Origin of the sequence: Pseudomonas retamae (genome assembly GCF_043496865.1) — a bacterium.
Taxonomy (GTDB): domain Bacteria; phylum Pseudomonadota; class Gammaproteobacteria; order Pseudomonadales; family Pseudomonadaceae; genus Aquipseudomonas; species Aquipseudomonas retamae.
Genome location: NZ_JBIEIL010000003.1, coordinates 650213 through 676112 on the forward strand (window position 1 = coordinate 650213; position 25900 = coordinate 676112).

At 61.2% G+C, this 25900-nt stretch carries 19 protein-coding genes and 1 pseudogene; 4 read left to right on the forward strand and 16 right to left on the reverse strand.

Going from position 1 to position 25900, the window contains the following annotated elements:
* Window positions 1–36 precede the first annotated feature (36 nt).
* The 4 genes from ACGSLL_RS08095 to hflK (ACGSLL_RS08110) are packed head-to-tail and all read right to left on the reverse strand — an operon-like array spanning window position 37 to window position 5991.
* Entirely contained in the window at window positions 37–1944 is a 1908-nt protein-coding gene (locus ACGSLL_RS08095) for a heavy metal translocating P-type ATPase (protein WP_394504707.1), read from the reverse strand.
* Complete coding sequence (gene hflK, locus ACGSLL_RS08100; RefSeq protein WP_394504709.1) at window positions 1941–2990, reverse strand: protease modulator HflK; 1050 nt, start codon at window positions 2988–2990, stop codon at window positions 1941–1943. Before hflK (ACGSLL_RS08100) ends, ACGSLL_RS08095 begins: the two co-directional genes overlap by 4 nt.
* Window positions 2987–4033 carry a protease modulator HflC gene (hflC, locus tag ACGSLL_RS08105; protein WP_394504712.1) on the reverse strand — a complete coding sequence of 349 codons (1047 nt, stop codon included), beginning with the start codon at window positions 4031–4033 and terminating at the stop codon, window positions 2987–2989. Before hflC ends, hflK (ACGSLL_RS08100) begins: the two co-directional genes overlap by 4 nt.
* Window positions 4030–5991 carry a protease modulator HflK gene (gene hflK, locus ACGSLL_RS08110; protein WP_394504714.1) on the reverse strand — a complete coding sequence of 654 codons (1962 nt, stop codon included), beginning with the start codon at window positions 5989–5991 and terminating at the stop codon, window positions 4030–4032. Before hflK (ACGSLL_RS08110) ends, hflC begins: the two co-directional genes overlap by 4 nt.
* 208 nt (window positions 5992–6199) lie before the next feature.
* Between hflK (ACGSLL_RS08110) and lpdA the strand changes: the two genes are divergently transcribed.
* Entirely contained in the window at window positions 6200–7600 is a 1401-nt protein-coding gene (gene lpdA, locus ACGSLL_RS08115; protein WP_394504717.1) for a dihydrolipoyl dehydrogenase, read from the forward strand.
* Between the two features lie 86 nt (window positions 7601–7686).
* Here the strand turns inward: lpdA and ACGSLL_RS08120 are convergent, their stop codons facing one another.
* On the reverse strand, window positions 7687–8160 hold the full coding sequence (locus tag ACGSLL_RS08120) for an Lrp/AsnC family transcriptional regulator (protein ID WP_394504719.1): 474 nt from the start codon (window positions 8158–8160) through the stop codon (window positions 7687–7689).
* 144 nt (window positions 8161–8304) lie between these two features.
* On the opposite strand from ACGSLL_RS08120, the gene ACGSLL_RS08125 reads away from it, so the two are divergent.
* Window positions 8305–8934: a LysE family translocator gene (locus tag ACGSLL_RS08125; protein WP_394504722.1), complete on the forward strand. Its 630-nt coding sequence runs from the start codon at window positions 8305–8307 to the stop codon at window positions 8932–8934.
* Here the strand turns inward: ACGSLL_RS08125 and ACGSLL_RS08130 are convergent.
* The 6 genes from ACGSLL_RS08130 to ACGSLL_RS08155 all read right to left on the reverse strand — a co-directional run bounded on the left by ACGSLL_RS08130 (window position 8931) and on the right by ACGSLL_RS08155 (window position 17382).
* Complete coding sequence (locus ACGSLL_RS08130) at window positions 8931–11069, reverse strand: hypothetical protein (RefSeq protein WP_394504725.1); 2139 nt, start codon at window positions 11067–11069, stop codon at window positions 8931–8933. The two genes, ACGSLL_RS08125 and ACGSLL_RS08130, sit on opposite strands and share 4 nt — an antisense overlap.
* The gene (locus tag ACGSLL_RS08135) at window positions 11056–12240 is read right to left on the reverse strand and encodes a DUF3142 domain-containing protein (RefSeq protein WP_394504727.1); all 1185 of its coding nucleotides are present in this window, start codon (window positions 12238–12240) and stop codon (window positions 11056–11058) included. Before ACGSLL_RS08135 ends, ACGSLL_RS08130 begins: the two co-directional genes overlap by 14 nt.
* Window positions 12241–12316: 76 nt before the next feature.
* Window positions 12317–13147, reverse strand: coding sequence for a class I SAM-dependent methyltransferase (locus tag ACGSLL_RS08140; RefSeq protein WP_394504730.1), 831 nt, complete (start codon window positions 13145–13147; stop codon window positions 12317–12319).
* Window positions 13141–14295, reverse strand: a complete 1155-nt coding sequence (locus ACGSLL_RS08145; protein ID WP_394504732.1) for an acyltransferase family protein — start codon at window positions 14293–14295, stop codon at window positions 13141–13143. The genes ACGSLL_RS08140 and ACGSLL_RS08145 overlap by 7 nt, the downstream gene beginning before the upstream one ends.
* Before the next feature lie 163 nt (window positions 14296–14458).
* A complete protein-coding gene (locus ACGSLL_RS08150; protein ID WP_394504734.1) occupies window positions 14459–15763 on the reverse strand; it encodes a glycosyltransferase in 1305 nt (434 codons plus the stop codon).
* The gene (locus tag ACGSLL_RS08155) at window positions 15757–17382 is read right to left on the reverse strand and encodes a glycosyltransferase (protein ID WP_394504737.1); all 1626 of its coding nucleotides are present in this window, start codon (window positions 17380–17382) and stop codon (window positions 15757–15759) included. Before ACGSLL_RS08155 ends, ACGSLL_RS08150 begins: the two co-directional genes overlap by 7 nt.
* A 708-nt stretch (window positions 17383–18090) precedes the next feature.
* On the opposite strand from ACGSLL_RS08155, the gene ACGSLL_RS08160 reads away from it, so the two are divergent.
* Both ACGSLL_RS08160 and ACGSLL_RS08165 read left to right on the forward strand, forming a co-directional pair.
* Window positions 18091–18519, forward strand: a complete 429-nt coding sequence (locus ACGSLL_RS08160; protein ID WP_394504740.1) for a hypothetical protein — start codon at window positions 18091–18093, stop codon at window positions 18517–18519.
* Window positions 18516–19891: pseudogene (locus ACGSLL_RS08165) on the forward strand (glycosyltransferase family 4 protein). Before ACGSLL_RS08160 ends, ACGSLL_RS08165 begins: the two are co-directional and overlap by 4 nt.
* A 96-nt stretch (window positions 19892–19987) precedes the next feature.
* Here ACGSLL_RS08165 and ACGSLL_RS08170 read toward each other — a convergent pair.
* The 5 genes from ACGSLL_RS08170 to ACGSLL_RS08190 all read right to left on the reverse strand — a co-directional run bounded on the left by ACGSLL_RS08170 (window position 19988) and on the right by ACGSLL_RS08190 (window position 25880).
* Entirely contained in the window at window positions 19988–22018 is a 2031-nt protein-coding gene (locus ACGSLL_RS08170; RefSeq protein WP_394504742.1) for a pyridoxamine 5'-phosphate oxidase family protein, read from the reverse strand.
* Between the two features lie 43 nt (window positions 22019–22061).
* Complete coding sequence (locus tag ACGSLL_RS08175) at window positions 22062–22688, reverse strand: glutathione S-transferase family protein (protein ID WP_394504744.1); 627 nt, start codon at window positions 22686–22688, stop codon at window positions 22062–22064.
* A gap of 103 nt (window positions 22689–22791) precedes the next feature.
* Entirely contained in the window at window positions 22792–23718 is a 927-nt protein-coding gene (locus ACGSLL_RS08180; RefSeq protein WP_394504747.1) for a LysR family transcriptional regulator, read from the reverse strand.
* 111 nt (window positions 23719–23829) lie between these two features.
* Complete coding sequence (locus tag ACGSLL_RS08185) at window positions 23830–25191, reverse strand: purine-cytosine permease family protein (protein WP_394504749.1); 1362 nt, start codon at window positions 25189–25191, stop codon at window positions 23830–23832.
* A gap of 17 nt (window positions 25192–25208) precedes the next feature.
* Window positions 25209–25880, reverse strand: coding sequence for a cysteine hydrolase family protein (locus ACGSLL_RS08190; protein WP_394504751.1), 672 nt, complete (start codon window positions 25878–25880; stop codon window positions 25209–25211).
* Window positions 25881–25900 lie beyond the last annotated feature (20 nt).

Here is a 25900-nt window from a genome sequence, read left to right on the forward strand (position 1 = left end):
ACTGCTAACTTGGCCGGCAGTTCGTTACAAATCGTTTCAAAGCTCATCATTCATTTTCGTCAACGGTTCCTGAAACCGCAGCAAGCGGCCGGCGTTGCCGAGCACCAGCAAGGTACTCAGATTGTGCAGCAGTGCAGCGATCATCGCTCCGGCTGCACCGAGCCAGCCAAATGCCGCGAACATGACGATTGCCAGCGTCCAGCCCAAGCCAATGATCACATTGACCTGTAATGTTCTGCGGCACTGACGGCTCAGCCGCACACAAGTACCGAGCCGGCGCAAATCGCTGCCGATCAGCACGATATCGGCCGAGGCCAGTGCGATGTCCGCACCGCCCGCGCCCATCGCCACGCCAACCACACCGGCCTTGAGTGCGAGCGAATCGTTGATGCCGTCACCGACGACCATTGGCCGGAAGCCGCTGTCGATTTCCTTGAGCACACGATTGAGCTTGTCTTCCGGCAAGGCTTGCGCTTCGACCTCGTGCAAGCCGACCTCCTGCGCCAGCGTGTTCGCGACACTTTGACGATCACCGGTCAACAACAACTGCCGGCCAAGACCCAACTCACGCAACTCACTGAGAGCAAAGCGTGCCTCTGGTTTGACGCTGTCAGCCAACAACAGCCAGGCGAGAAACTCACCGTCCAAGGCCAGCCCGGCAATCGGCCCATCGTGGTCTGGGACTGGCGTGGTGCTGATGCCCAGCTGCGCGAACAGCTCCGGGCGCCCGAGCGCCGCTTCGCCCTTCGCGGTCATGGCGACAACACCCAGACCCTGCCGCTCCTGGATCTCGCTTAAGGGCAGATAATCTTGCGCGCTGACGAGGCCGGCCAAGGCGCGGCTTACCGGATGACTGCTGGCTGCGCCGAGGCTGGCCGCCAACGCCTTCGCCGCCGCATGCCCCGCTGCTGCGCCGTCGATCGATTGCAGACGCAAGGTGCCGTAGGTCAGCGTCCCGGTCTTGTCGACCACCAAGGAAGTCAGATCGGCCAGCTCTTCAAGGAACGCCGAGCTGCGGATCAATATCCCGTGACGCGCCGCCACCGCGACGCCGGCAATCGCCGTGGCGGGTGCCGACAACACCAGTGCGCATGGGCAAGCGGCAACCAGCACTGCGAGCATCGCTTGCGCATCGTTGGTGATGAACCAGGTCACAGCGGCCAGCAGCAATACCAGGATCATGTAGCTGCCGGCGTAACGTTCAAGCAGCCGGGTGATCGGCGGTTTCGAGCGTTCGGCGTTCTGCATCAGGGCGATGACTTTGCCCAACGTCGACTCGTCACCGGTGCGCGTCACTTCGATGCGCAACAATCCGTCGAGGTTGATCGCACCGCCAAATACGCTCATGCCGGCGCCCGCCTCGACCGGCACGGATTCGCCAGTGATCGACGCTGTATCAAGGCTCGCCTGACCGGAGAGAACCCGGCCATCCGCTGGCACGCGATCACCGGCCCGCACCTCAACGGTATCGCCCGGTTTGAGGGTGCCGTTGTCGACTTCGATGACCGAGCCGTCCGCCTGGATTTTGCGCGCATGGCTGCGCGTGAGTTGCCCTAAGGCGTGAATCGCTTCCTGCGAACCAATGACACTGCGTTCCTCCAGCACATGGCCGAAGATCATGATGATCGGCAGCAACGCCGCTGTAAGCAGATCGCCTGTTGCCCAAGCGCCAAGCATGGCCAGTGCAATCAATTGATCGGTAATGCCATGCAGGCTCGGATAGCGCAGGCTGTACCACGCCGAGCGCATCACCGACACCCCAACCATTAATGACGCAAAGCCCAACAGCAATTGGCTGACCCCGGATTGCTCCGGCAGCCACCAACGCCAGATCAGGCCGAGCCCGAGCAAACCGAGTGCAAGCATGGCCAGGGTGAGTTGCCGCGCGGCGCGGCGTTGTTCGGCCGAAGACAACAGGCTCGGCGTGGCGGTAGTCGCAGTCATTGGCTGGCTCCCTGAATGATCAGGCGGGAATCGTCTTTCGGGTTGACCGTGGTCACCGAGCCGGCCTGGCCGAGAATCTTTGGCATGCGCTCGCGGTACAGGCGCAAGAGCAACTGCGGGTCGGCATTCTTGGCCAGGCTCGCGACCGTGGCAGTATCTGCCGACGCTTTGGCCAACCGTTCGCCGGCCTGGGCGTGGGCAATCTGCAGTGCCCGGTCCGCCTGTTCATTTGCAGTCTGGGTAAGTTTTTCGGCCTCGGTACGCGCGTTGGCGACGGCTTTATCGGCCTGCTGGCTGGCGGTCAGAACCGCATTGAAAGCGCTCACCGCCGGCTCGGGCAGACTCGATTGCACATCGACCCGCGCTACTTCGACGCCAATGCCCTGCCCGCCTGCTTTAAGTTCAGCCAGGCGCTGATTGATCGCGCGGACCAGATCACCGCGCAACCGCTCACGGCGCTCGGCGGCCTGGCTGTCCGCACCGATGAGCTCCGGACGTGCAACCAGAATGGTGTCCAGATCACGCGCGGCGGTCAGTGCCAGCGCACTGCGCGTCACCAGCCGATCCAGCGCCGGCAACACGTGATTGCCCTGCAGGACGAAATCGTACGGATCACTGACCTTGTAGAACACCCGCACATCCAGTTGCACGACACCGGCGTCACCGGTCAATAAATAACCCGAGCCCGCCAACGCATCGCTCAACGGCGTGGCAAACGAAGCGCCGCGATCTGCCTTCAATGCTTCATCGCTGCGCAACAGGTTTTCCACGCGCCGCTCGATCACCCGATCCGCTGCCGGCAGCAGGATCACCTGTTCGAAAGGCTGCGGCCAGGCCCATAGCAGGCCGGCATTCTGAACACGATCCAGCGCACCGAAATGCAATACCACAGCGCGATTCTGCGGATCGATTTGCCGCACATTGGAAAACGCCCAAGCCAGTGCGGCCAATACCGTCACCGCATACAAGGCAAGAAATGCCAAGCGCCCGGCCTGAATCCAGGGACCATTCAATGTTTGTGTTCCACGTGGAACGTCATCAGTCATGGCTGCAATCCGGCTTTGTTGTCGAGCGCTGGTGGCCCGTCAACCAACACACGAAACGGTGCTGCATCGGTTCGCAAAACCAGTTTGGTTTCCGGCGTGACGATGGTGCCGAGCGTATCGAGCGAGCGCAGCAGGTTGTATAGCTGCGGCGAACTGGCGTAGGCGCGGCCATAAATTTGCGCCGCTTCGACGCGGGATTGCGCTTCGATGTCGGCAGCTTTTACCGTCGCATCAGCCTGCACGATGCGCGCATCACGTTCGGCGGCGGATCGGATTTGCGCCGCTTCACGTTTACCGATCGCTGTGCGTTCGGTGGCGATGGTTTCACGCTCTGCGCGCATCCGATCGACCGTGGCGGTGAGTGTGACGGATGGCAAGGTCAACCGCTCAATGCCGACTTGCACGACGCGAACGCCGTAAGTCGCAAGTAATTGCTGATCGATCTGTCGACGCAACTGCGCCTCGAAGTCGCCGATGCGCACCTGGCTGGCATCGGTATTGACCAGACTCGCCAGGTCAAAACTGCTCGCCGTGGTTTCCAGCGCCGAGCCGACGAAGGTGCGAATCTGCCGCGCGGCTTCGTCCGGCTGGTTCTGCACGGCGCGCATGAAACGCTGCACATTGTCCGCGTCGCCCTGCACCTGCCACGCCACGTAGGCCTGCACGATAATGCGCAGGCCGTCACGAGTACCGACATCCTGCAAACCGCTGGAGGTGGTACGCAAACGCAGGTCTACCGGGATCGCCGCTTCAAACGGCGCCGGCCAGCGCCAGCTCAGGCCCGGGTCAAGCAAGACGCGCGAGGGATTGCCGAAGCGCGTGATCACAGTCGCTTCGCCGGAGCGCACTTGCACCAGGCTCGCCGCTGCAACCGCGAATATGACCAGCAACGCTGCCCAACCCATGCGCCGCCACGGAAACGGCCCAGCCTCTTGCGGCGCGCCGTGGTGGTGATGGTGATGCCCGTGATGGTGGTGGTGCCCGCCATGGCCGTGATCGTGGCCGCTGTGGTCGTGCGAATCGTGAGTAGGCGACTGGCTCAATGGGCAACTCCTGGTTGAGCGTTGGTGCGCGCGGGCGTCGGGTCAGCCGGCAGCGTGAAATTGCGCAAATCGATGGTCGGTGCGTTGGTCGTGCCGCCCAGTCGGTGGTCAAGGATCAGCAGCCGCGCCTTGCTCAGGCCTTGGCTGAGCTGACTGAAATATTGCTCAAGTACAAAGGCCTGACCGGCATTTGCGTAGGCTTTCTGTTCGGCGTTGAATTTCGAATCCGCTGCCTGCGCGGTGGCACCGATTTCCCGCGCGCTAGCAGTGGCGAGATCACGCGCAAGACTGGCCTGCAATTGCGCCTGGTTACTCGCCTGTGCAGCGGCACCCCGCTCACGGGCAATCAACGCCTGCGCACCGATCTGCGCAGCTTGCACGCTGTGATAGGCATTGGCCGCACCAGCCGGCGGATGAATCGCCTCCACCACCGTGGCGAGAATCTCCACGCCGCTACTGAGTGCATTCAGATCGCCCTGCACCGCGCGACCGATCTCCCCGGCCAGGTCGACGCGGTCCTCACCGAGCAAACCGTCCAGCGTACGCGAGGCAAAGTCGTGCACCAGAATCCGGCTGGCGGTGCTGCGAATCAGCGTCGGCACATCGGCACTGTTATAGGTGGCGGCCAGCGCGGCCTGATCGCTCAAGCCGATGCGATAGACGAACCGCACGTCCATGTTGACGATCTGGAAGCTCTGCTGCTCACCGCGACGGCTGGCAATGACCTGCGACTTGTCGTTGACGTGACTGGCGTCCCACAAGCGGTTGGCTGTGGCCGGCGCCGGCCCTTCGGCAGGGTCGGCTTGCAGCGGTGCCGGGTTCTCGCCGACGCTGGTCGCCAGCTCATGCACCACGCCGTTTTCAACGCTCAGCACGCGCCCCAGCGGCCAAGGCAAACCCACCTGTAAACCGGGGCCGAACACTTGCACCGGTTTGCCGAAACGTTCGTAGATACCCCGGCCCTGCAAGGGAATTTCATGAATGCCGGTGAGTAGCCACCCCACCACCGCCACCAACGCTAACACCGGCAACAATGCCCGGCGCATAAAACTGAACGCCCAGATCTGCCGCAGATCGATGCCAAAACGGTTGTGCATTTCGTGCTGTAAGGCGAGCAAGGGTTGCGGCGGCCAGCGCAGCATGTCGGCGACAAAGCTGCGTGCCAGCAGCGTCGGTTCGAGCTGCTCGCGGCGTGGGCTGAACAGCGACAGCACGGCACGCAATAAAAACTCCACCGCGACCAGACCCGGCAATAATCCGACCAGCACGGCGACACGCACCGGCCACACAGCGTTTTCGCCCGCGAACAACAAGCACAGCGCGCTCAATATCAGCGTGATGATCGCCACCCGCGTCAGTTGCGCCAATGACCCTGCTTCCGGCCATTGCACCGGGTGTTCTTGGGCCAGTTGCCGTTCGAACACCAGCAAACCGAACGCCAACAGCAACCCCAGCGCTGCCGCCACGGTGGCGGACAGGCCCATCGCCGCGCTCGGCAATGTCAGGTTCCACGCTTGATCAACGCTGAGCATCGTCAGCAACGCCCAGCCGGCCAACCACAACGTCGCCGCGCCAATCTGGCCGAGCAGATGCAGACCTCGCTGGCTCAGGCGATCGAGCAATCGCTCGTACCAGCCTTCCGGTGCCGCGAGTTCTTCGTCTGCAAGCGCGGTTGGGGGCATTGGATTGATCGCGCGTGTACGCCATTGCGTCAGCCACCAGGCCGATTGCAAGCCTGCGACCAACACCAGCAACGCGGCACTTTGATTGAGCAACAACGGTTGCCACAATGACTGCGGCGCGAACAACCCGACAAACAGCGCCAGCACCACGCCCGCCCCCGCCAGCCCACCAAGACCCAGCGCCCAACGCCGTAGCCGCCGGCCCTGAACGGCCGCCTGCTGGAACCGTGGCAGTCCGGCCACTTGCGTGCCCTCAACCTGCAGATCGACTTGCATATCACCCCAAACTGATTGGCCCGCGTTCGTGTCGTTACGATATAACAAAAAGCGTGAAATATTCGTCCACTCGCGTTTATTCAAAGAGGCCGGACCTGTCGGTTACCTGAAGCCTTGACCGAAATGTTAGAACGCGCACATATTACGCCCATAATTTTAACGGGTAGCTAACGTTAGCGGTCCGCATCCATCGATCAGGAGCAAGCGCATGAGCAACTATGACGTGGTAATTCTGGGTGGTGGCCCCGGTGGCTATAACGCGGCGATTCGCGCCGGTCAGTTGGGCCTCAAGGCTGCGTGTGTGGAAGGGCGCGCAACGCTCGGCGGCACCTGCCTTAATGTCGGCTGCATGCCGTCAAAAGCCTTGCTGCACGCCTCGGAACTGTACGACGCGGCGATGGGTGCGGAATTCGCCAACCTCGGCATTGAGGTCAAACCGACGCTGAACCTGGCGCAAATGATGAAACAGAAAGACGAAAGCGTCGCTGGCCTGACCAAGGGCATCGAGTTTCTCTTTCGCAAAAACAAAGTCGACTGGATCAAGGGCTGGGGCCACATCGACGGTCCCGGCAAAGTCAGCGTGACTGATCATCAAGGCAGCAAGCTCGAACTGACCGCGAAAGACATCATCATCGCTACCGGTTCAGAGCCCACTCCCCTGCCCGGCGTCGAGATCGACAACCAGCGCATCCTCGATTCCACCGGCGCGTTGTCCTTGAGTGAAGTGCCCCGCCACCTGGTGGTCATCGGTGCCGGCGTGATCGGTCTGGAACTTGGCTCAGTCTGGCGACGCTTGGGCGCGCAAGTGACGGTGATCGAATACCTCGACCGCATCTGCCCCGGTGTCGACGCTGAGGCCGGTAAAACCCTACAACGCGCGCTGAGCAAGCAGGGCATCAGCTTCAAACTGGGCTCGAAAGTCACCGGCGCCACGCCCTCCGCCAGCGGCGTGCAACTCACTGTCGAGCCCGCCGCCGGCGGCAGCGCCGAGTCGCTGGAGGCCGATTACGTGTTGGTGGCTATCGGTCGTCGCCCCTACACGCACGGTCTGGGCCTGGAAAACGTCGGCTTGAGCACCGACAAGCGCGGCATGCTCACCAACAAACAACACCGCACCGAGGCTCCCGGCGTTTGGGTGATCGGCGACGTGACGTCCGGGCCGATGCTCGCGCACAAGGCCGAAGACGAAGCCATGGCCTGTGTCGAGCAGATCCTTGGCAAGGCCGGCGAGGTCAATTACGAGCTGATTCCCAACGTGATCTACACCAAACCGGAACTGGCCAGCGTCGGCAAAACCGAGGAGCAACTGAAAGCTGAAGGTCGCGCTTACAAGGTCGGCAAATTCCCCTTCACCGCCAACAGTCGGGCGAAGATCAATCACGAAACGGAGGGCTTTGCCAAAGTCCTCGCCGACGAGCGCACCGATGAAGTGCTTGGCGTGCATCTGGTCGGCCCGAGCGTCAGCGAGATGATTGGCGAGTTTTGCGTGGCGATGGAATTCAGCGCCTCGGCTGAAGACATTGCCCTGACCTGTCACCCACACCCGACCCGCTCCGAGGCGTTGCGCCAGGCGGCGATGAATGTTGAGGGGATGGCGACGCAGATGTAAGCGCTGAACGGGCTATCGCCAGCAGGCTGGCTCCCACCGTGAATGTCGTGGGAGTTAGCCCCGCCAGCGATGAAGGCACTCCATTCTCAAACCGGCAGATGCCCCAGCGGCAAAGGCCCGGGCGTCTTAACCGTGTGAATTGCGAAGTTGCTGCGAATGTCGCTGACTCCCGGCAGTTTCAGCAGATGACTGCTGACAAAACGGTCGTAGGCACGCAGATCCGGTACCACCACTTGCAGCAGAAAATCCGACTCGCCCGACACCAGAAACGCGGAAATCACTTCCGGCAATGCGGTGACCGCGGCATAGAACGCATTGGCCCGTTCTTCGTTGTGCCGCTCGACCTTGACCCCGACAAACACCGTCAGCCCCAGCCCGACTTCATCGCGATCAATGTTGGCCTGATACCCGCGAATCACCCCCGCCTCCTCCAGCATGCGCACCCGGCGCAGGCATGGCGAGGCCGACAGGCCGATTTCCTCCGCCAGCTCGACATTGCTCAGGCGGCCGTTGCGTTGCAGCGCGGCGAGAATCTTGCGATCGAAAGCGTCGAGTTTCATGGTTGGCAGATCCCGATGGTTTTGGCGTGGAAAGCCAGCAGGTTATGCCAAAACTGAGCGCTTTTGAAGCTGACTACGCAAGCACCTGCGCCCGCCTTCGGCTCTAGAATTGGCCCACCGAATCCGCTGCGCAAGGGCTGCAACATGACCAATCTCTGGCTGTTTTTCCTGGCTTTGGCTGTGGTTCTTTTACTGCCCGGCCCGGACATGATTCTGTTGCTGCAGACCGGCGCCCGTCAGGGTCGCGGCCCGGCACTGGCCACCGCCATTGGTTTGGGCGGCGCTCGCGCTTGCCATGTAGCGCTCGCCGCATTGGGATTGGCGGCGCTGTTCAAGGCAGCGCCGTGGACCTTCGAGGTGGTGCGCCTGGCCGGCGCGGCGTATCTGCTATGGATCGGCCTGCACTGCATGCGCAGCACCTTGCTGCCGCCGCTGAACGCTGAAGCAGGCGCCGATCGAAACGGGCAATGGCGCACGGCCATTCGCCGAGGCCTGCTGACCAACCTGCTCAACCCCAAGGCGTTGCTGTTCTGCTCGGTGCTGTTGCCGCAATTCATCGTCAATGACGGTACGCCGGTGCTCAGCCAGTTCGCCGTGCTTGGCGCATTGTTGGTCGGCATCGGCTTTATGTTCGACAGCGCTTATGCCTTGACCGGGGCCGCGCTGGGTCGTTGGTTACAACATCATCCAACGGCCCAGCGCGTGCAGCAGTGGCTGTTCGGCAGCCTGTTGATCGGCTTCGCCGTGCGCCTGACCTTTGTCCAGCAGGCCTAGCCTTTACCCGCCTTGCGCCGGCGGCGGCTGATCAGCAGCAACGCCGCAGCGACCACCAGCCCCAGCGCGCCGATCTGCACCGGCCACTTGTACGGCCGCAGCGACGAACGTACGGCATCGGTGACTTGAGTCACGTAACGCTTGTCGGCGTTTTCAAAATCCGGGTATGGACATTGATTGCCAAAGTCCACCGCCCAAGGCACGTACGGGCCTTGCTTGACGTAACGCTGATACAGCGCGCTCTGGTCTTGCAGGCTGCTGTTCCAGCCGGCCGCATTGCACAGAACAGCGGCAAAGGCCTGACTGCTGTGCGGCAGATTATCGGCAGCGCGACCGGCCAATTCGGTGGCGACAAAACGATAGTGGTAACGCTGGTCCGGCTGCGCAGCGCTGGCCCGCTGGCGTTGCACTTCCGCTTCGGACATCAGCGGGCCGACCTTCAGCTCAGCACTTTCCAGGCTGTAGTTGCCGCCGAAGGTGGCGTAGTCCGGGGCCATTTCGTAGCCGAGAATGTCCATGCCCCATTCGCGGGCTGTCCACGCGGCGTTGTACAAGGCACTGGCACGTTGGGTCGGCCACCACGCGGCGTCAGCCTTCAGACGTTGTTCGCCGTACAGGCGCGCCTTGTTCTGCAGGTCCGGGTTGTCGAAATAAGCCACCGCCTCCTGGTAATGGCCTTCGCGCAGCAGGCGCCGACCGAGCAGATTGCGCAGGTTGGCCGCCACCGGCAGCGGCACATAGTTGTCGCGCTCCTGCTGGGTCAACGCGGGCGGCGCAGGGACGTTTTCGTCGACGTAGCGTTTCAGCTCATCAACCGTCAGCACGCGTTCGGCGACAGTCGCGGCATCGAACCAATAGACGCTGTTGCTGCGATACAACTGCACGAAGGCTTGCAGGTACTCGCCGCGCTGCAACGCGAGGATCGCGCTTTCGCCCTCGACCCGGCACTTCGGCTGCACGCTCTCAAAGGCCCAGTCTGGAGTGCGTCGGTAACCCCAGTCCTCGGTCTGCGGAAAGGCTTGCGCGGCTTTGGCATACGCCGCCGCAGCGGCATTCCTGTCGCCGTCACGCACGGCCAGTTTGGCCCGCAACCACCAGGCCAGTCCGCCGTCTCCAGCATTTTTCAGAAAGGCTTTGGCGCCCGCGTAATCCCCCTGTTGATAACTGATCGCCGCCAGACGATCAGCATTGTCGAGGCTGCCACGGGTGATGTTTTGCAGCAGCTTCACCAGTTTCTTTTCGTTCGGCGGCTGATCGCCGAATGACCAGCCCTGGCGGCTGACCAGCGATGCCGTGACCAGTTGCTGCACCGCTTTATGCTCAAGCAGTTTTGCCAGTTGATCTTCGGGCAGCTCCGCCAATTCGTTCATCACTTGCTTGAGCGAGGTGTAGCCCACCGCCGAACCGTGCAGGTTCTGCGCTTCATACAGTTCGATGGCGCCGCTCCAGTCACCGGCGCTGCGCAACACCCGCGCCTCTTCGCCAAGGCTGGCCACGCCCAGTTCCAGCGGATCGCTGAAGCCATCGATGCTCAACTGCCGCGCCTGACGGTACGCCGCGCGCGCCTGCTCCTGTGCGGAAACCGCATCAGTGGCCTCAGCGCTCGTCGCCAGCCATGAGCGGCCCAGCGAATACGCCGCCCAAGTGCTGCGCAACGGACGTTGATCGGCCGGTAGTGCCAGCACTTTGTTGAAGTATTCGATCGCCTGTTGATGATCACCGGTCGCAAAGGCTACGGCGCCAGCGACGTACCAACGGATTTCCGCAGGCAGACTGGAACCCTGCACCTCGACCTGCTGTGCATCGGTCAAACCGCGCAGTTGTTTGACCAAGGCTTGCTGCTCGGCGCTCAGGCCTGCCTGCTCGGCTTGTTCGCGAGCGACGGCGGCAGCGTTTTCTTCACCGTAGAGGTCGTTGGGATTGTGCGTGACGGCGGTTGCGTTCTTCAGTCCGGCAATGGTTTTGCCAAGGCGACTGAGTTCGAAATTGAAATTGCCTTCGGGCAGATCGGCCAGGGTCTGACCGCGATCGTCGAGCAGGCGCATCGGGAAATCCGGCCCGCAGGCCAGCGCCGAACCCAGCGGCAGGCTGAGGCTCAGGCAAAGCAGATGACGCGGCCAGTTACGGGACAACATGCGAACCTCCTTGATCAATATTGGCGCAACGCGCCCAACCGATGGCGCGTCGTCCGCCCGCTGGCAAGCGGCCGTCGCGCAGGCGGGTGAAGGTAAGCAGATCGGCACTTTGTTGCAACGAGTAACCGGCGAGCGCATCGGCGCCCTCGCAGTTTTTTGCCTTCAGGGTGATTTGCGCAGGCCAGGCGCTGTCGAGGTTGCCGGAATTTTCGAGCTGAATGTCGTAGAGACCGGCGTGTTCGCTGAATGTCACGCCCAGGCGACTGACCAGTTGCTCGCCACGGGCAACCGCAGCCAGCGTGGTCAGGCTCCAGGCGCGGCGATCATTGGCCAGCGGCAGGCGGAACCAGATCAGTCCGGCCAGATTTTTTGGGGTATCGTCGCGAAACGATTGAGCGAGCTGGCTCAATTGCAGCGGATCGGCAAGGAGTTCTCGCCGCTGACCGCCCCGCTCCAGTTGCACCTCGCTTTCCACCACCGGAGCACCACCGTCATCCGGTAACAACGCCACGCCATAGGCCGGCAGCGCCAGATAGAACGGCTTATCAGTCACGCGCGCCCAGGCGTTGACCCATTTCAACGCCTGCTCGGGATTGAACAGACCGCGCCGAGGATCGCTGACCGCATGCACTTGCAGCACGCTGCTGTCGACAGTTTGCAGCAGTGCGGGCAGTTGCGGACTGTCGAGCCAGGCCGGCAGCGCGGTGATGCTCAGCGGCAACGTCGGCGGCAATGCCGAGCGCAACTGGTCAAGGAAATCAGCATAGGCCGGCAAGCGCGCGATACCGGCATCGTGATCGATCTCGATGCCGCTCACTGTCAGGCCTTGCGCCTGCCAATCGGCAAGCACCTGCAGAATCTGAGCGGTGACCTGTTGCTGGTCCAGCGCCTTGAGTTGGCCGTCGAGCCGTATCACCGCAATCAACGCCCGGCCATCGGCCTTCAGCAACGGCGCATCGATCCGCGCCCGGCTCCATCCCACGTTCGGGAAGGCTTGCAGCGCCAGCACCCGCAGCGTCGAAAAATCAGCGCGGCTGTCACGCAGCGCCGCCTCGTGGGCGGGTGTCCACTGGCGTTGCCAGACATACAGTTGCTGGTCGAGGGGCGGCGCATCCTGCGGTTTGCAGGCAGACAGCAGCATCAAAATACATAGGCCGACGAGACGCCGCATACCTTGCAGATCCTTGAGAACGAGGCCGCAAGGTTACACAAAACCCATGGAGCAGGCTCACTCCTTGGAATGTCGGTCAGGGCTTGCGCGCGATTATCACCTGGCTTTTCGCTACGACCGCATCCAGCGCCTGCTTGATCTGTGCGCCACGCGGCGAAGCCATCAGCGCTTGCCAGGTTTCGGCCCAGTGGTTGAGCAACGGATGGTCCGGATTGCTCAAGTCGACTTTCGCCTCCCAGAACAGCAGCATCCACATCGACCAGTAAAAACCGTACTGGCTGTGACTGATGATCTCCAGCCCCGCGTCGCTGACCAGCGTTTTGAACTGCTCTTCGCTTAGGATGCGGATGTGGTGGGGCTTCTGGAAATACTCCGCCGCGGCGATATCTTTCTGCAAGTTTTCGGAGCTGGGATGCGGCACGCTCAACAGGTACAACGCACCCGATTTGCCGACGCGCACCAGCTCGGCGAGAAACTGCGCGGGATCGTCGACGTGTTCGATCACCTCGGTAGATACCACGCGCGTAGCCGTCGCATCGGCAATCGGCAGCGGGTTGCAATCGGTGACATGGCATTCAACCTCGCGCGCCGGGGTATCGCTCAGACGCTGACGGGTCGCATCGACCTTGGCAGCATCAATGTCGGCGATGATGATCTTCGCCCCGCGCATGCCGCAAAAATGCACGTTGCCGCCGTCGCCACAGCCGACGTCGAGCAAGGTGTCTTGAGCAGACACCTCAAAGCCCTTGAACAGCTCGTTAGTCTCCTGGTTGAACCAGCCACTGAGCTTGGCATCGTACAAGCCGAGCGCGTACGGATCGACTTTGCTGGCGACCGGTGCAACAGGTTGCGTCGGCGCCGGGGCTGGCGTCGCCATCGCCGTGAGTTTTTTCAACAGGCTCAGCATGAGGTGGCTCCAGAGGCAGGTGCGGCGGATCGCGCGGTGCCGAGGCGTTGCAGCATTGCGGCACCGCGGTTGCGCATAGGCATTTCGACCAGACGGTAATTCAGTTCACTGAGCAGCACGATCAGGCCAAAGGCAATCAGCAGCGTCAGGACCGGGTGGCCGGCGGGGCTGGGCAGACCGGCGCTTTGCAAACGAAAGATCAGCTCTCGCACCAGTTGATAGACCGGAATGTGGATCAGATAGATGCCATAGGAACGGCTGCCGATCCATCCCAGCAGGCGCTGCAGCGCACCGGCCGGCATCAGGTAGTTTCGATCGTACGAGGCGATCCACACCAGAACCGCGCTGAGCACGGCGATCGAACCGATGCGATACCAGGCGAAAGTGAAACGGTCGGTGGCCATGAAACTCAGCAGCGCAGCGATCAGGATCAACGCGCCTATCCCCAGCCACGGCCGGCTTAGCACCTCCGGTCGCCAGCGCTGATAACCCGGTTGCCCACTCCACATCGCCAGCAGCACGCCGAGGGCCAGCGCATCGGTACGCACGACCATCAACAACGGCGTGCGCATCGTGAACACCTGTACCGCGACCAGCGCCAGCAACACCCACACCAGATGCTTGCGACAGAGCACGATCAACAGCGGAAACAGCAGGTAGAACTGCTCCTCCAGCGCCAGGCTCCAGTAGACGAAACTGCTGCCGTATTCATAGCGAAAGAAGCTGTCGGCAAAGCGAAAGTTGGCGTATTGAAAGACCCCGGCCAGCGTCGCTTGCAAGTTAGCCGACAGCGTACCGAACGCTCCCGAACGATTGACGAACAGGCACGCCAGCAACATCAGCGCCAGCCACAGCCAGGCCGACGGCAACAAACGAAAGGCGCGGCGCAACCAGAAGTTGCGCGTCTGCTGCCAGAGCTCCTGGCGACTGGCGCAGTCTTGCAAGGCCGGGATCAGGCTGCGCGCGATGACAAAACCGGAGATGGCGAAAAACAGATCGACGCCCCACCACGGCTGCGCCCAGGCGTGAATTTGTGTCAGCAGCGGCACGGCATCGGTAAACAGACTGCCCTGCAAATGATGAAACAGCACGCCGAGTACCGCGATGGCGCGCAGTACTTCGATATCCATGATGCGTTTGCCACTCATGGCGCGTTGCCGGCGTGCAATGGGTTACGAGCGACGATCACCTGGCTTCCGGACAGGAAGCGGAGCAATTCGCGGCTGTCGTAGCGAGGCGATAGCGTTGCTGACGGCTCAGCCATATGCTGCGCCGCGCATGTCGGCAGCCACCGCGCGAGCAGTCGCCCAATCATGCCAGCGATACGGGCGCGGGCAACAGCCCGCTGGCTGGCTGCGGCAGTTCGAGAAAGGTGCGCAAGCGCTGCTCGGTGCTGGCCTGGCTACAGAAACGTTGCAGGCTCCGCACTGCCGCAGCGGACATATTGGCATAACGCTGCGTGTCGCTTTTCGCCACCTCGTAGCTGTCGCGGTAGGCCACGCACAACGAGTCCCAGTCGGTGATGTAACGCAAGGTGCGGTAGGCCGCGCGCGGATCATGCGGCCAGGCCGTGAGTTCCTCGGTGAAATCGACCAGAAATGCGTTATCGCCAGTCACGTAATCGGCCATCGCCGTGTTCACCGGGGCAATCGCCGGTTTGCCGCAGGACATGAACTCCATCAGCGGCAAGCATTGGCCTTCGCCGTAGGAACTGTTGACCACGTAACTGGTGGCCTGCACCAGCGCCTCGTAGTCGGCGTCAGCCAGGTAGCCGTGGATCAGCACGATCCGGCACTTGTAGAACTGATTCTTGTACAGGTGGTGCAGCATGTCGGTCAGCGCGTTGGCGATGTCATGGTGAGTCAGTTTGAGCACCAGGGTCGCATCGCTGACCTCGCGAAACGTGGTGCAGAACGCGCTGATCATGTCCTGCCAGTTCTTGCGTCCGTCGTAAGGGTTGAATACCGAGGTGTAGACCACGCCCTGCAGATGCAACGGGCAATCCTGCGCCGGTGCGTCAAAGGATATCGGTATGCCTTCGCACAAGTCCGGTGGGCCATACGGGCGCAGATCGGCTTCGCAACTGTCGATCAGCAACCCGCGAATATTGAGCGTAACGCCCTCGACCACCGGGCGCTTGAGCAACGCCTCGCCGCGCGCGGCGAAACGGTCCCACACCGGGGCGGGAATCGCGAGCACTGGATAGTCGGCGCCCATCACGTCGCGCACGGCGTCGACGGTGAATGTCGAATGGGTGATCGACCGCCCACACGCCTGCAGGACCACGCGCCAGTCATGGCGCGACTCACCCTGCCAGCTCTCGGTGGGGATGGTGCTGAATTCCCACGCGAACACCGGAATGGTCGGGCAGGCGTAATGAATCGGTGTGCGATGTGGCGGCGAAAACGACAGGAAAACGCAGTCTTCGCCGCGACTCAGGCAGTCGAAATACAAGCGATCGACCAGTTCGTCGGGGTTGCTGACTTCGATCACCTGACCTATCCGTTCCAGCACCGGGCGGAACTCCTTGAGCACGAAGTAATAGCTGTACTCGGGCCGCCCCAGGTTCTGCTGGATATTGCTCTTGTTGGTTTCCGAATGAATGATGATCAGCATGAGGTCGCCCCGCTCTTGAACGCCACAGGCGCGATTTCATCCGGCGCCTGCAAGTCGAAAAACGTCTTCGCGCGCTGCTGTACAGAGCTGAAACCGCAGTATTCGCGCATGCGTTCACTGGCCGCGGCCGCCATCGCCTGATAAGCCTCTGGACGACGTTTGGCCATGGCGTAGCTGTCCTCGTAAGCGGCTTTCAAAGAGCCCCAGTCAGGGCGATGGCGCAGGGTGCGATAGAGGATGCGCACGTCTTCCGGCCAGATGGTCGGCTCGCGGCTGGACTTGACGATGAAACCGACACGTTCGTCGATGTAATCGCTCATGGCGGTGTGGTCAGGCGCAATCACCGGCCGTGCGCAGGACATGAACTCCATCAACGGCAGACACAAACCTTCGCAGCGCGATGCGTTGACGTAGAAACTGGCAGCGCCATACAGGCGGGCAAACTCTTCGTCCTCCAGATAGCCGTGCAGCACCACTACCCGACAGGCAAACGGCGACAGTTGCGAGAGCAACGTGATCAGATGAACGTAGTAGGTCGACAGATCGTGCTGGGTAATTTTCAGCACCAGCGTGGCATCTTCGACATCGCGCATGGCCCAGCAGAACGCAGTGATGAGGTGATGCCAGTTCTTGCGCCCATCCTCGGGGTTGAACACGCTGACGTACACCACGCCGCTGACGTCGATCTGTACCTGGGCATTGGTGTCGGGCAGTACGGCTTGCGGGTGTTCGGCCTGCTCCAACGCTTGTGCAACCGTCACCGGGAGGATTTCAGCTGCGGGTTTGCGCAATCCGGCGAGCTTGCGTCGAAAGGTCTCCGGGACCAGATCGCTGACCGCTTCGCGATACCACTGCAACAAATTGTGCTTGAGCAGAAACGGTAGCCTGTGCTCGGAGCGCGTAGTCAGCGCCCGGAAGCCTTCACGCAGATAATGTTTGCTGATCAAAAGCCTTCGCCGAAGGGTCAGCCGGGACAGTTGTTCGGGTTGCGGCGGCTCATCGGGTTGCTCAGCGAGGCCGCGGATTTCCAGTTCCTGTTCATTGTGGATCGGCGCAATCAGACCGTCGGCAGACAAGCCCAATGCGCGGCTGTCGATGATGCAACCCTTGATCTGCAAGGTGCTGCCCGGGTTTACCGGGACACTGGGGTAACTCTGGCGCACTTGAGCAAAGCGCTCCCACAGCGGCGTGGGCAACACCAGTACCGGAAAATCTTCACCGAGGCTGCGGCGGATTGCCTGCGCGGTGTGGGTGGAAAGCGTAACCACCCGGCCATGGCGCGCGAGCATCTGGCGCCAGTCCTGGCGCTCATCGCCGGTCGCGAATTCGCTGGGGATCGAGTCGAACTCCCAGGCAATCACGCAGACCATCGGACATTGCAGGTCGGTCGGGGTCTTGTGCGGCGGCGCAAAAGACAGGAACAGGCAGTCCTGGCCGGCCTGGCGCAATTGCAGATACAGCGGATCGACGTCGTCAGGCGAGGCCACCACATGCACCTGGCCAAGGCTTTCCAGCACTGGACGATAGGCCTTGAGTACGAAGTAGTAGCTGTATTCCGGCCGCCCCAGGCTTTGACTGATGGAGCGATCGTTGACGTCCGAGTAGAGAATGAAATTCATGGCATCCCACAATGAAGCAGCCGTCCCGGCAACCCCATGCTGTGACGGCCGGGCAGTGGTCCCAGTCAGCATCATGCCGCCGCTGGCCCGCCTCCTCGAACACGTCTTCGTTCTTGTTTTAGTGGTTGGCTTCACCCCGTCGCGCGATCTCCCGGGCGAACCTGGGGAATGGCGCCGAGGGCCATTCTAAACACATCCATCAGGCCTCCGGGAACCGTCCGCCAAGAATAAATTCGGCTACGCTGACGAGAACTGACCGGTCACGGTTTGCCCTGTTGAAATTGCCGCGCAATTGGCACAGATTGGGCACAAACAACTACAACATCGAACTTCGCCCGTCTTTCATCCGGTTTTTCCATCGGTCTGACAGACGTCTCCTTAAAGCCTGTGGGAATGCGGCGCAAGTTCAAGACCAAGGGGTCATTGCTTGAAAAACCGTCTGTTTGTCGCGGGCTTTACGGGCCTCGTGGGACACTCTCCCCAGTCTCGTCTGGCCACGCCCGATCTGGCGTGGGAGTTGCTGCCTGCCGCAGTACCTCATGACCTTGTGGATGCGCGAAGCCTGAGTGATCTGTGGCCACAGACGCCCGACGCGAAGATTCATCTGACCGGGCACACCTTCGTTTCCAGAACCTTTCACGATCAGGCGCGCGCCCCGCAAATCAAGCTGTTCAGCCCCCGTGAATTTGGTACACGCGCTCAAGGTCCATGGCTTCGCGGGCTCCTTCCTCCGGTGTCAGCTGCGCCCATTTCTACGGTCAGGTCGGCGACGGCGCTCTGCCGATCACCGAGCGGCAAGCGCTGCAACCGAAAGTCGGCGACATTGCCGTGAGTGGTGATTTTTTCGACGCTGGCGACAGGATCGCGCCCTGTCCGGCACTACCGAAAACAGGTGTCGCATCGCAATTGATTCTCGGCTTTGCGGTCAAGGATAACGATTCGGTAGCCCTGTGCCGGTTGCGACAGGACTCGCCCCCGGATCGCCATGTCGAATGGCGCGACTACGGGTTGAGCTTTCAGGTGATCAACGATCGCCAGGAAGACTTCGCCGACTGCGCCTGGCTGCCATCGCAGACCGACATGACCCGTGCCAGTTACACCCTCCTCCAGTTGCCTGACACGGAGAGCTTGCGATGACCCGCCTGTTGATAGAGTGCACTTACGTTTTCGAACATCCCGATGACAATTCAGGGATCCAGCGGGTGGTGCGCAACGTCATCCAGCGTTTACCGGCCGCCGATGACAACGTTGAATGCATCCCCGTGGTGATGATCGATGGGGGCCTTTATGAAGTGAAAAGGCTGGCGCCGCTCAAACCGCCGAAGATCGATTTGAAAAGCTGGCGGGTGAAGCTGGAGCAATGGGCCAACGTTTTCTGGTTGCGTCACCGCACCCTTGAGCGGCGCTGGCCGTTCAACCGCTCGCATTTTACCCGTCGGGTTCTGTATGTCGCCTGCCGGCTCACGGCATTCGTCTGCTACAGCTTGCCGATGCGCCTGCTGGATCGCGAGATAGAACGCAACCCCATTCCCAGGCGCTGCGTGCCGCTGGCCCACCGTGCCGGCGATCAACTGGTGCTGCTCGATTCCTCTTGGCACGCCAATTTTTTTCCCCTTGCCGAACAACTCAAGCGCGATGGCGTTGGCATCGTTTCAGTCATCTATGACCTGATTCCGCTGACCCATCCGCAGTTTTGCGACGCGGGGCTGGTCCGGGTGTTCAACGACTGGTTCGACTGGATTGCACGAACAGCCGACGGTTATGTCGCGATCTCGACGACGATTCGCGATCAGGTGCGCGAGGAGATGCAGCGCCGGATCGGTGCGCACCAGGTGGGCCAGCGCTGGTTCGACTACTTTCATTTGGGCTCCGAACTGGACCTGAGCGAAGCCGACACCGCAGTCGATCGCGACCTGCAACGGCTGTTCCGTACAGCTGAACCGGTATTCCTCATGGTCAGCACCATTGAGCCGCGCAAAAATCATGCGTACCTGCTCGATGCGTTCGAACGTGCCTGGGCTGGCGGGTCGAAAGCCAGGTTGTGCATTGTCGGCAAGATCGGCTGGAAGTGCGAAGCACTGATCGAACGCATTCAAAAGCATGCTGAACTGAACCGACACCTGTTCATGTACAACGCACTGTCCGACAAAAGCCTTGAATATGCTTACTCTCATGCCACCGCGCTGGTATTCCCTTCGCATGTCGAAGGTTTCGGTCTGCCGTTGGTGGAAGCCATGCAACGCGGATTGCCGGCCATGGGCAGCGACATTCCGGTGTTCCACGAAATTGGCGGCGATTACATGGCTTACTTCGACCTGACGAACCCGCAGAGTCTGACTGATCTGGTGACCGGTATGGAACGTTCCGCGATCTTTCCGGCGCCGCTGGATCTCCAACACTGGCACTGGCTTAGCTGGCGGGACGCGAGCGCGCAACTGGTGGAGCGCATCGTACGAAATCTGAACGCACCGCTGCCTGTGGCGAGAATCAGCATGCGCGTTGCTCCTGAGGCCCAAGTCCTCCAGGCTCCGCGCTCCAACATCGGCCATTAACTCGCGCTGCCGCAGCGCAGCGATCCGTGGAGGATCACGCCGGCAGGGCTTGATCAGAGCTCCAGCACCAGCGGCTGCGCACTCTGCGCCGGCACCGCACAGCAAATCAGCACCTGCCCCGGTTCGGGAATCTCCGCTGGCGCCTGTGGATAATTCACCGCGCCACTGACCAAACGGGTCTTGCAGGTGCCACACGAACCGCCGCGGCAACTGAACTCAGGTCGCAATCCACGACTTTCAGCGAGATCGAGCAGACTGCCGCTTTCTGGCTGCCAACGCGCCTCCTTTGCCGAGCGCTCGAACACCACCGCAACCGACGTGGTCGCCGCTGGCGGTTGTTCGACGACGATCGCATCCGCATCAGCCTGGCGCTTCAAGGTCGACGGGCCAAAGGTTTCCGCATGAATCTGCGCGTCACGCACATCCAATTCACGAAGGACGTCGTATAACCCCTGAGTAAAACTGCCGGGACCACAGAGCACGAAGTCGATCTGATCGAAATCGTCGACATCGAGCAGATTGCGCAGCACGGCGCCGTCGATGCGCCCGGTCAGATCGAAATCCTCACCCTCGCGCGCATCGGCCTCCGGCTGGCTGAGCAAGCGCAGGACCCGCACGGCCTCACCGGAGCGCTCGAGCAAGCGGTCCAGCTCCTGACGAAACGGCTGATCGGCGAGGCTGCGCGAACTTTGCAGCAATAACGTCGGGCGGATCCCGCGCGTGCGCAGTCCTTGGTAGACCACCTCGCGCAGCATCGACAGCAACGGCGTGATCCCGACGCCCGCTGCCAATAACACCAACGGCCGTTGTGCCAGCGGCGCTACGGTGAAGTGCCCTTGCGGCGCCCGCGCTTCCAGCACATCGCCGACCTGTATCTGCTGGTGCAGGTGCGATGAAATCAGGCCTTCACGTTTGACGCTGATGCGGTAGAAACCGTCCGACGGTGCACTAGACAAACTATAGGTGCGGATATGCACTTCGCCGTCCAAGATAAAACGCAGCGGCAAATGCTGGCCGGCGAGAAATACCGGCAGCCCGGCGCCATCGACCGGCTCCAGATAAATCGAGCGAATATGACGACTCTCCGCTTCGATCTTCGCCACTCGAAGCGGCCGCCATTGATTACCCAGTGCCTGGGCCTGCAAACGCGCGTCCGCTTCGGCCCAACTGCCGGTGAGCAGGCTGGTCGGCGACATGCCGTCGAAGCGCCAGCGCAACGCCAACGCCGCCGGACGCCGCACGACCTGTTCCACCTCGAACGTCCACAACCGTTCCGCGCCTTGAAACGCTTCGATCTGCGGGTCTTCAAGAAGGATCTCGGTGCGCCCGCTCAGTTGCAGCAGATCGCCTGTGGAAAAGTCGATGAACAGCAAGCCAGCCCTGGGGTTGAGCAGCAGATTGCCCAAGGTGTTGAAGTGCAGATTGCCGGCAAAATCCGGGATGGTCAGGCGATTGCCTTCGATGCGCACGAAACCGGCCTGACCACCGCGATGCGAAACGTCCACCGAGCGCTGACCGTCGACGTCGGCATAGCTGGCGACGAAAAACGTATCGGCGCCGGCGATCAGTGCGCGAGCGGCCTCATCCAGACTGTTCAGATGCTGAGCCGGGCGCGTCTGCGGATCGCTCAGCGGCACACGCTGAAACTGGCGCAACTGAATGTATTGCGGGCAGTTGCCGAACGCCTGGTCGACGCTCAGTTCGAAGCCGTCAGCCGTCAGGTTGCCGACATGCCCGTTGAGCCGGTTGCGTCGCCGCGTGTGCAGTTCGATACCCAGCAGACCGATCGGCTCGCCGTCGCGCAGTTGCGCCGGGTCGTCAGCGGCCGGCCGGCGGGTGAAATGCAGATGCTCAGGATCCGGCGAATCGGCGAAGCCCGGCTCGCCCTCCAATACACTGGCCCACGGCCGCCCTTGCGCATCGACCGCGCCGAGCAGCATGAATGGCAATTGCCGGTAGAACTCGCGGTGTTGATCGGGCATCCAGCTGCGAATGACTTTGCGCCCAAACGCCTCCATGCGTTCGGCCACCCCTACATGGGCCTGCAACTGCTGCTCGCCGACGTGCCAAGGTGAACGTTCCATCACGATTCTCCCCTGCGCCAGCGGCGCAGTGCGGTTGCGCCTGTCAGGCTGAGGTTTGCAGACCGGCAATCGTGCGCGGCATGCCGACGAAACCGGGCAAGGCTTCGACCCAGGCCAGCCAGGCGCGCACGTTGCCGTAATCATCCAGCGAGACGTTGCCTTCTGGTGCGTGGGCGATATAGCTGTAGGCGGATACGTCGGCAATGCTCGGTTCGTCGCCGGCCAGGAAAGCGCTTTGGCCCAACTCGACGTCCATAACCTTGAGCAGGTTGTGCGCACGTGCGATTGCTTCTTCAGCGTTCAACTGGGCGCCAAACACTGTCACCAATCGCGCGGCCGCGGGGCCAAAAGCAATCGGGCCAGCGGCGGCGGACAACCAGCGCTGCACGCGCGCCGCACCGACCGGGTCGGCCGGCAACCAGCGCCCGTTGCCGTACTTTTGCGCCAGGTACACCAGAATCGCGTTGGAGTCGGCGAGCACCACGCCGCCGTCATCAATGGCCGGCACCTGGCCAAAACTGTTGATCGCCAGATAGGCCGGCTGCTTGTGCTCGCCTTTCGCCAGGTCGACGAAAATCAGCTCGGTCGGCAACTGCAACAGGGACAACATCAGCTCGACACGGTGGGCATGGCCGGAACGCGGGAAGTTGTAGAGTTTGATCGCTTGCATGGTCGACTCCGCTGGGTGAGGGTGTCGTCTGAATTGACGTCACCGATGGCAGCGATCTTCCACGGATCGGTAAAACAACAGAATAACCAGCAACCGCAATCAATTATTTCACTGGCTGCAATAACGCTGCGTTCTGCAGAGACGGATGCTCGCGCAAGGCCTGCACGGTGAAATCGACAAAGCTGCGCACCCGCGCCGCTGCCTTGCGCCCGCCCTGATACACAACGTGAATGGGTAATGCGGGCAACTCGAAGTCGGCGAGGACGATCTCCAGTTCGCCGGCTGCGACCTTGCTCGCCACTTGATAGGACAACACTCGTGTCAGTCCCAGACCCAGACAGGCCGCTGTGATCGCCGCCTGATTGGCGGTCACCACCAGTCGCGGCTCGGGGCGCACGAACAACGGCTCGCCGTGTTCCAGAAACGGCCAGTTGCGCAACTGCCCGACCGCCGACGTCGCCACCACTGGCATCTCGCACAGCGCCTGCGGATGTTGCGGCCGACCATGCTGCGCCAGGTATTGCGGCGAACCACACACTACCCGCCGCACCTCACCGACGCGGATCGCGTGCTGACTGCTGTCCGGCAGTTCACCGATACGCACCGCCACATCAATGCCCTCCTCGACCATGCTCACCACCCGATCGAGCAACAGCGCATTGATCGTAACGTCCGGATATTGCGCCAGATAGGCCGCCATCAGCGGCGTAACGAACAGCTCGCCGAACAACACCGGCGCCGTCACCGTCAATTGCCCGCGCGGCTGCGCATGACTGCCCGCCGCCGAATCCTCAGCCTCCTGCACCTCCAGCAGAATCCGCCGACAGTCCTCCAGATAACGCTGACCGGCTTCGGTCAGATGCACGCTGCGCGTGGTCCGTACCAGCAACTGCGTACCGATCCGCAACTCCAGCGCCGCCACCGCCCGCGTCACACTCGCCGCCGACAACCCCAGCCGCCGCGCAGCGGCGGAGAAGCCCTGCTCTTGGGCGATGGTGGTGAAGATGTGCATTTCCTGGAAGCGGTCCATGGGATTCCCCGGTTCGGATATCGGAAGTCACCTGGCAAAATCGCAGCCGAAGCTGCGATTTCCTTGTGCTGGATTACACGATAAGAGCGTTCGCGGCAAACAGCCCGTTACTCAGGCTTTCGCCGACGCTGAAACTACCGTCTGCCGTCGACGCATCAGTGTGCAGTAGGCGATCGCAGGGAAAATCAGGCCGACAGCCCACGCCAGATCGACGCCGCCCAGTTTTGTAGCTATCGGGCCGACATAGAGCGTGGTACTCATGAACGGGATTTCAAGGATGATCGTCACAATGAAAATGCTGACGGCTATCCAGTTGACTCTTCCGTAAATCCCATTCGGATCAAAGATATCCGCAATCCGATAAACCCCTTTACGCAGCACGTAGTAGTCCACCAGGTTGATCGCTGTCCAGGGAATAAGGAAGTAGCTCATGAAGAAAATGAAGTTGAGAAAAAACTGCAAAAAATCATCCTGGGCCAGCGTACACAAGCCTGTTGCCGTTGCGCAGATGACCAGCATAAAGCCAGCCCTTACACGCGGCGTCACCTTCATGGCCGCATAAGGTTCAATCACCGTCACCGTCGACATGAACGCGCCGTAGAGGTTGAAGACGTTAATGGCTACCTGGCCGTAGAGCACAAACGCAAACGTCAGCAAGGTGCCGCCGCCAAGCACGGTGACCAGATTCAGACCGACATTGTCAGCGAACCCGGACATGCCTTTGGCCATTACCGCCCCGAGGATCATCATCCAGCTTCCACCAACCACAGTCCCCAGGTAGCTGTACCAGAAGACTTGGCGACTCGACGTTTCGGTGGGCAAGTAGCGTGAATAGTCAGCCACATACGGCGCATAGGACAACTGCCAGGTGACTGAAATGCTCACGCAAGCCAGAAAGCTTACCCAGCCAAATCCCTGAGTCGTCCATTGCCCGGGTTCGATCGACATCGTCAGGGCGAAGTAGCTCGCGATACTGAAGACAACAATCGAGACCATTGACAGGAGTTTCTGGAAGCGATGAATCAGTTGGTACCCGAACAGCGCTACCAGAAAGCACACGACGCCGAGCAGCACGATATTGGTGCCATTGCTCAACGGGCTGGCCTTGGCGATGGCCTGGGCGGCCAGCAGCGTGTTGCTGACAAAAAAACCGAGGTAGATCAGCATGACGAACAGCAATGGAACAATCGCCCCGAACACACCAAACTGCGCCCGGCTTTGAATCATCTGCGGAATACCGAGCCTTGGCCCTTGAGCGGAATGCGAAGCCATGAAGATCGCACCGATCAGCGATCCGAGCAGGATGGAAACCACACTCCAGAACAGATTGAGCCCCAGACTGACCGGCAATACACCGGCTGCGATGGTCGTGATGTTGGCGTTCGCGCCGAACCATACAAAGAACAAGGAACGAGGCTTACCGTAGCGCTCGTCTTCGGGAACGAAATCGATGCTTCTGTTTTCAACTTTCATGATGGTCATCGCTCCAATCAACGTTCATCTAGGCTGTTTTCAAGGCGCTGAATGGCCTCGACAAACGCTTCGGGCTGGAAGGCAAGGTGGTCGGGTTTTTCAGTCACCAGGCAGGTCGCTGGCTGACCCCGCCAACGCTTGAGCAACTGCGCTGTGGTTACGATTTTCAGGCCGTATACCCAATTGGAGAGAATGAACAACGCAGAATAGTGCGCCGCCAGGGTCGTGGCCGTGCAGGCATCACTGACGATGGTGATGTTGAAGTCGTGTTGGTAGGCATCGAACACGCTGGTCATCACGCACACGTCAGTCAAGACACCGATCACGATCAGGTTTTTGATATCCCTGCGCTTGAGCATTTGCGCCAGACGGGTTCCGTGAAACGCGCTATAGCGATACTTGTCGAGCACGATGTCACCCTCAAACGGGGCAAGCGCATCGAGAATCTCGATCGCGCGAGTGCCGTCGAGGTACGAGGTGGGTTGGCCTGAGTTGTCCACTGGCTCGCCAAGCATCAAGTCCGCCCCATGGGCTTCATTGATGTGGCGGGTGTAAAACAGCGAAATTCCCAATGTTCGTGCGTTGTCTGTCAATGCGGCCGCGTTCTCGACGACGTGGTCAAAACGCTCAAGTGCGAAGCAATCTTCCTTTTGCAGGTCGATAATCAGTAAGGCAGTATCTTTGCTCATCGGTTTTTTCCGGCTGCAAC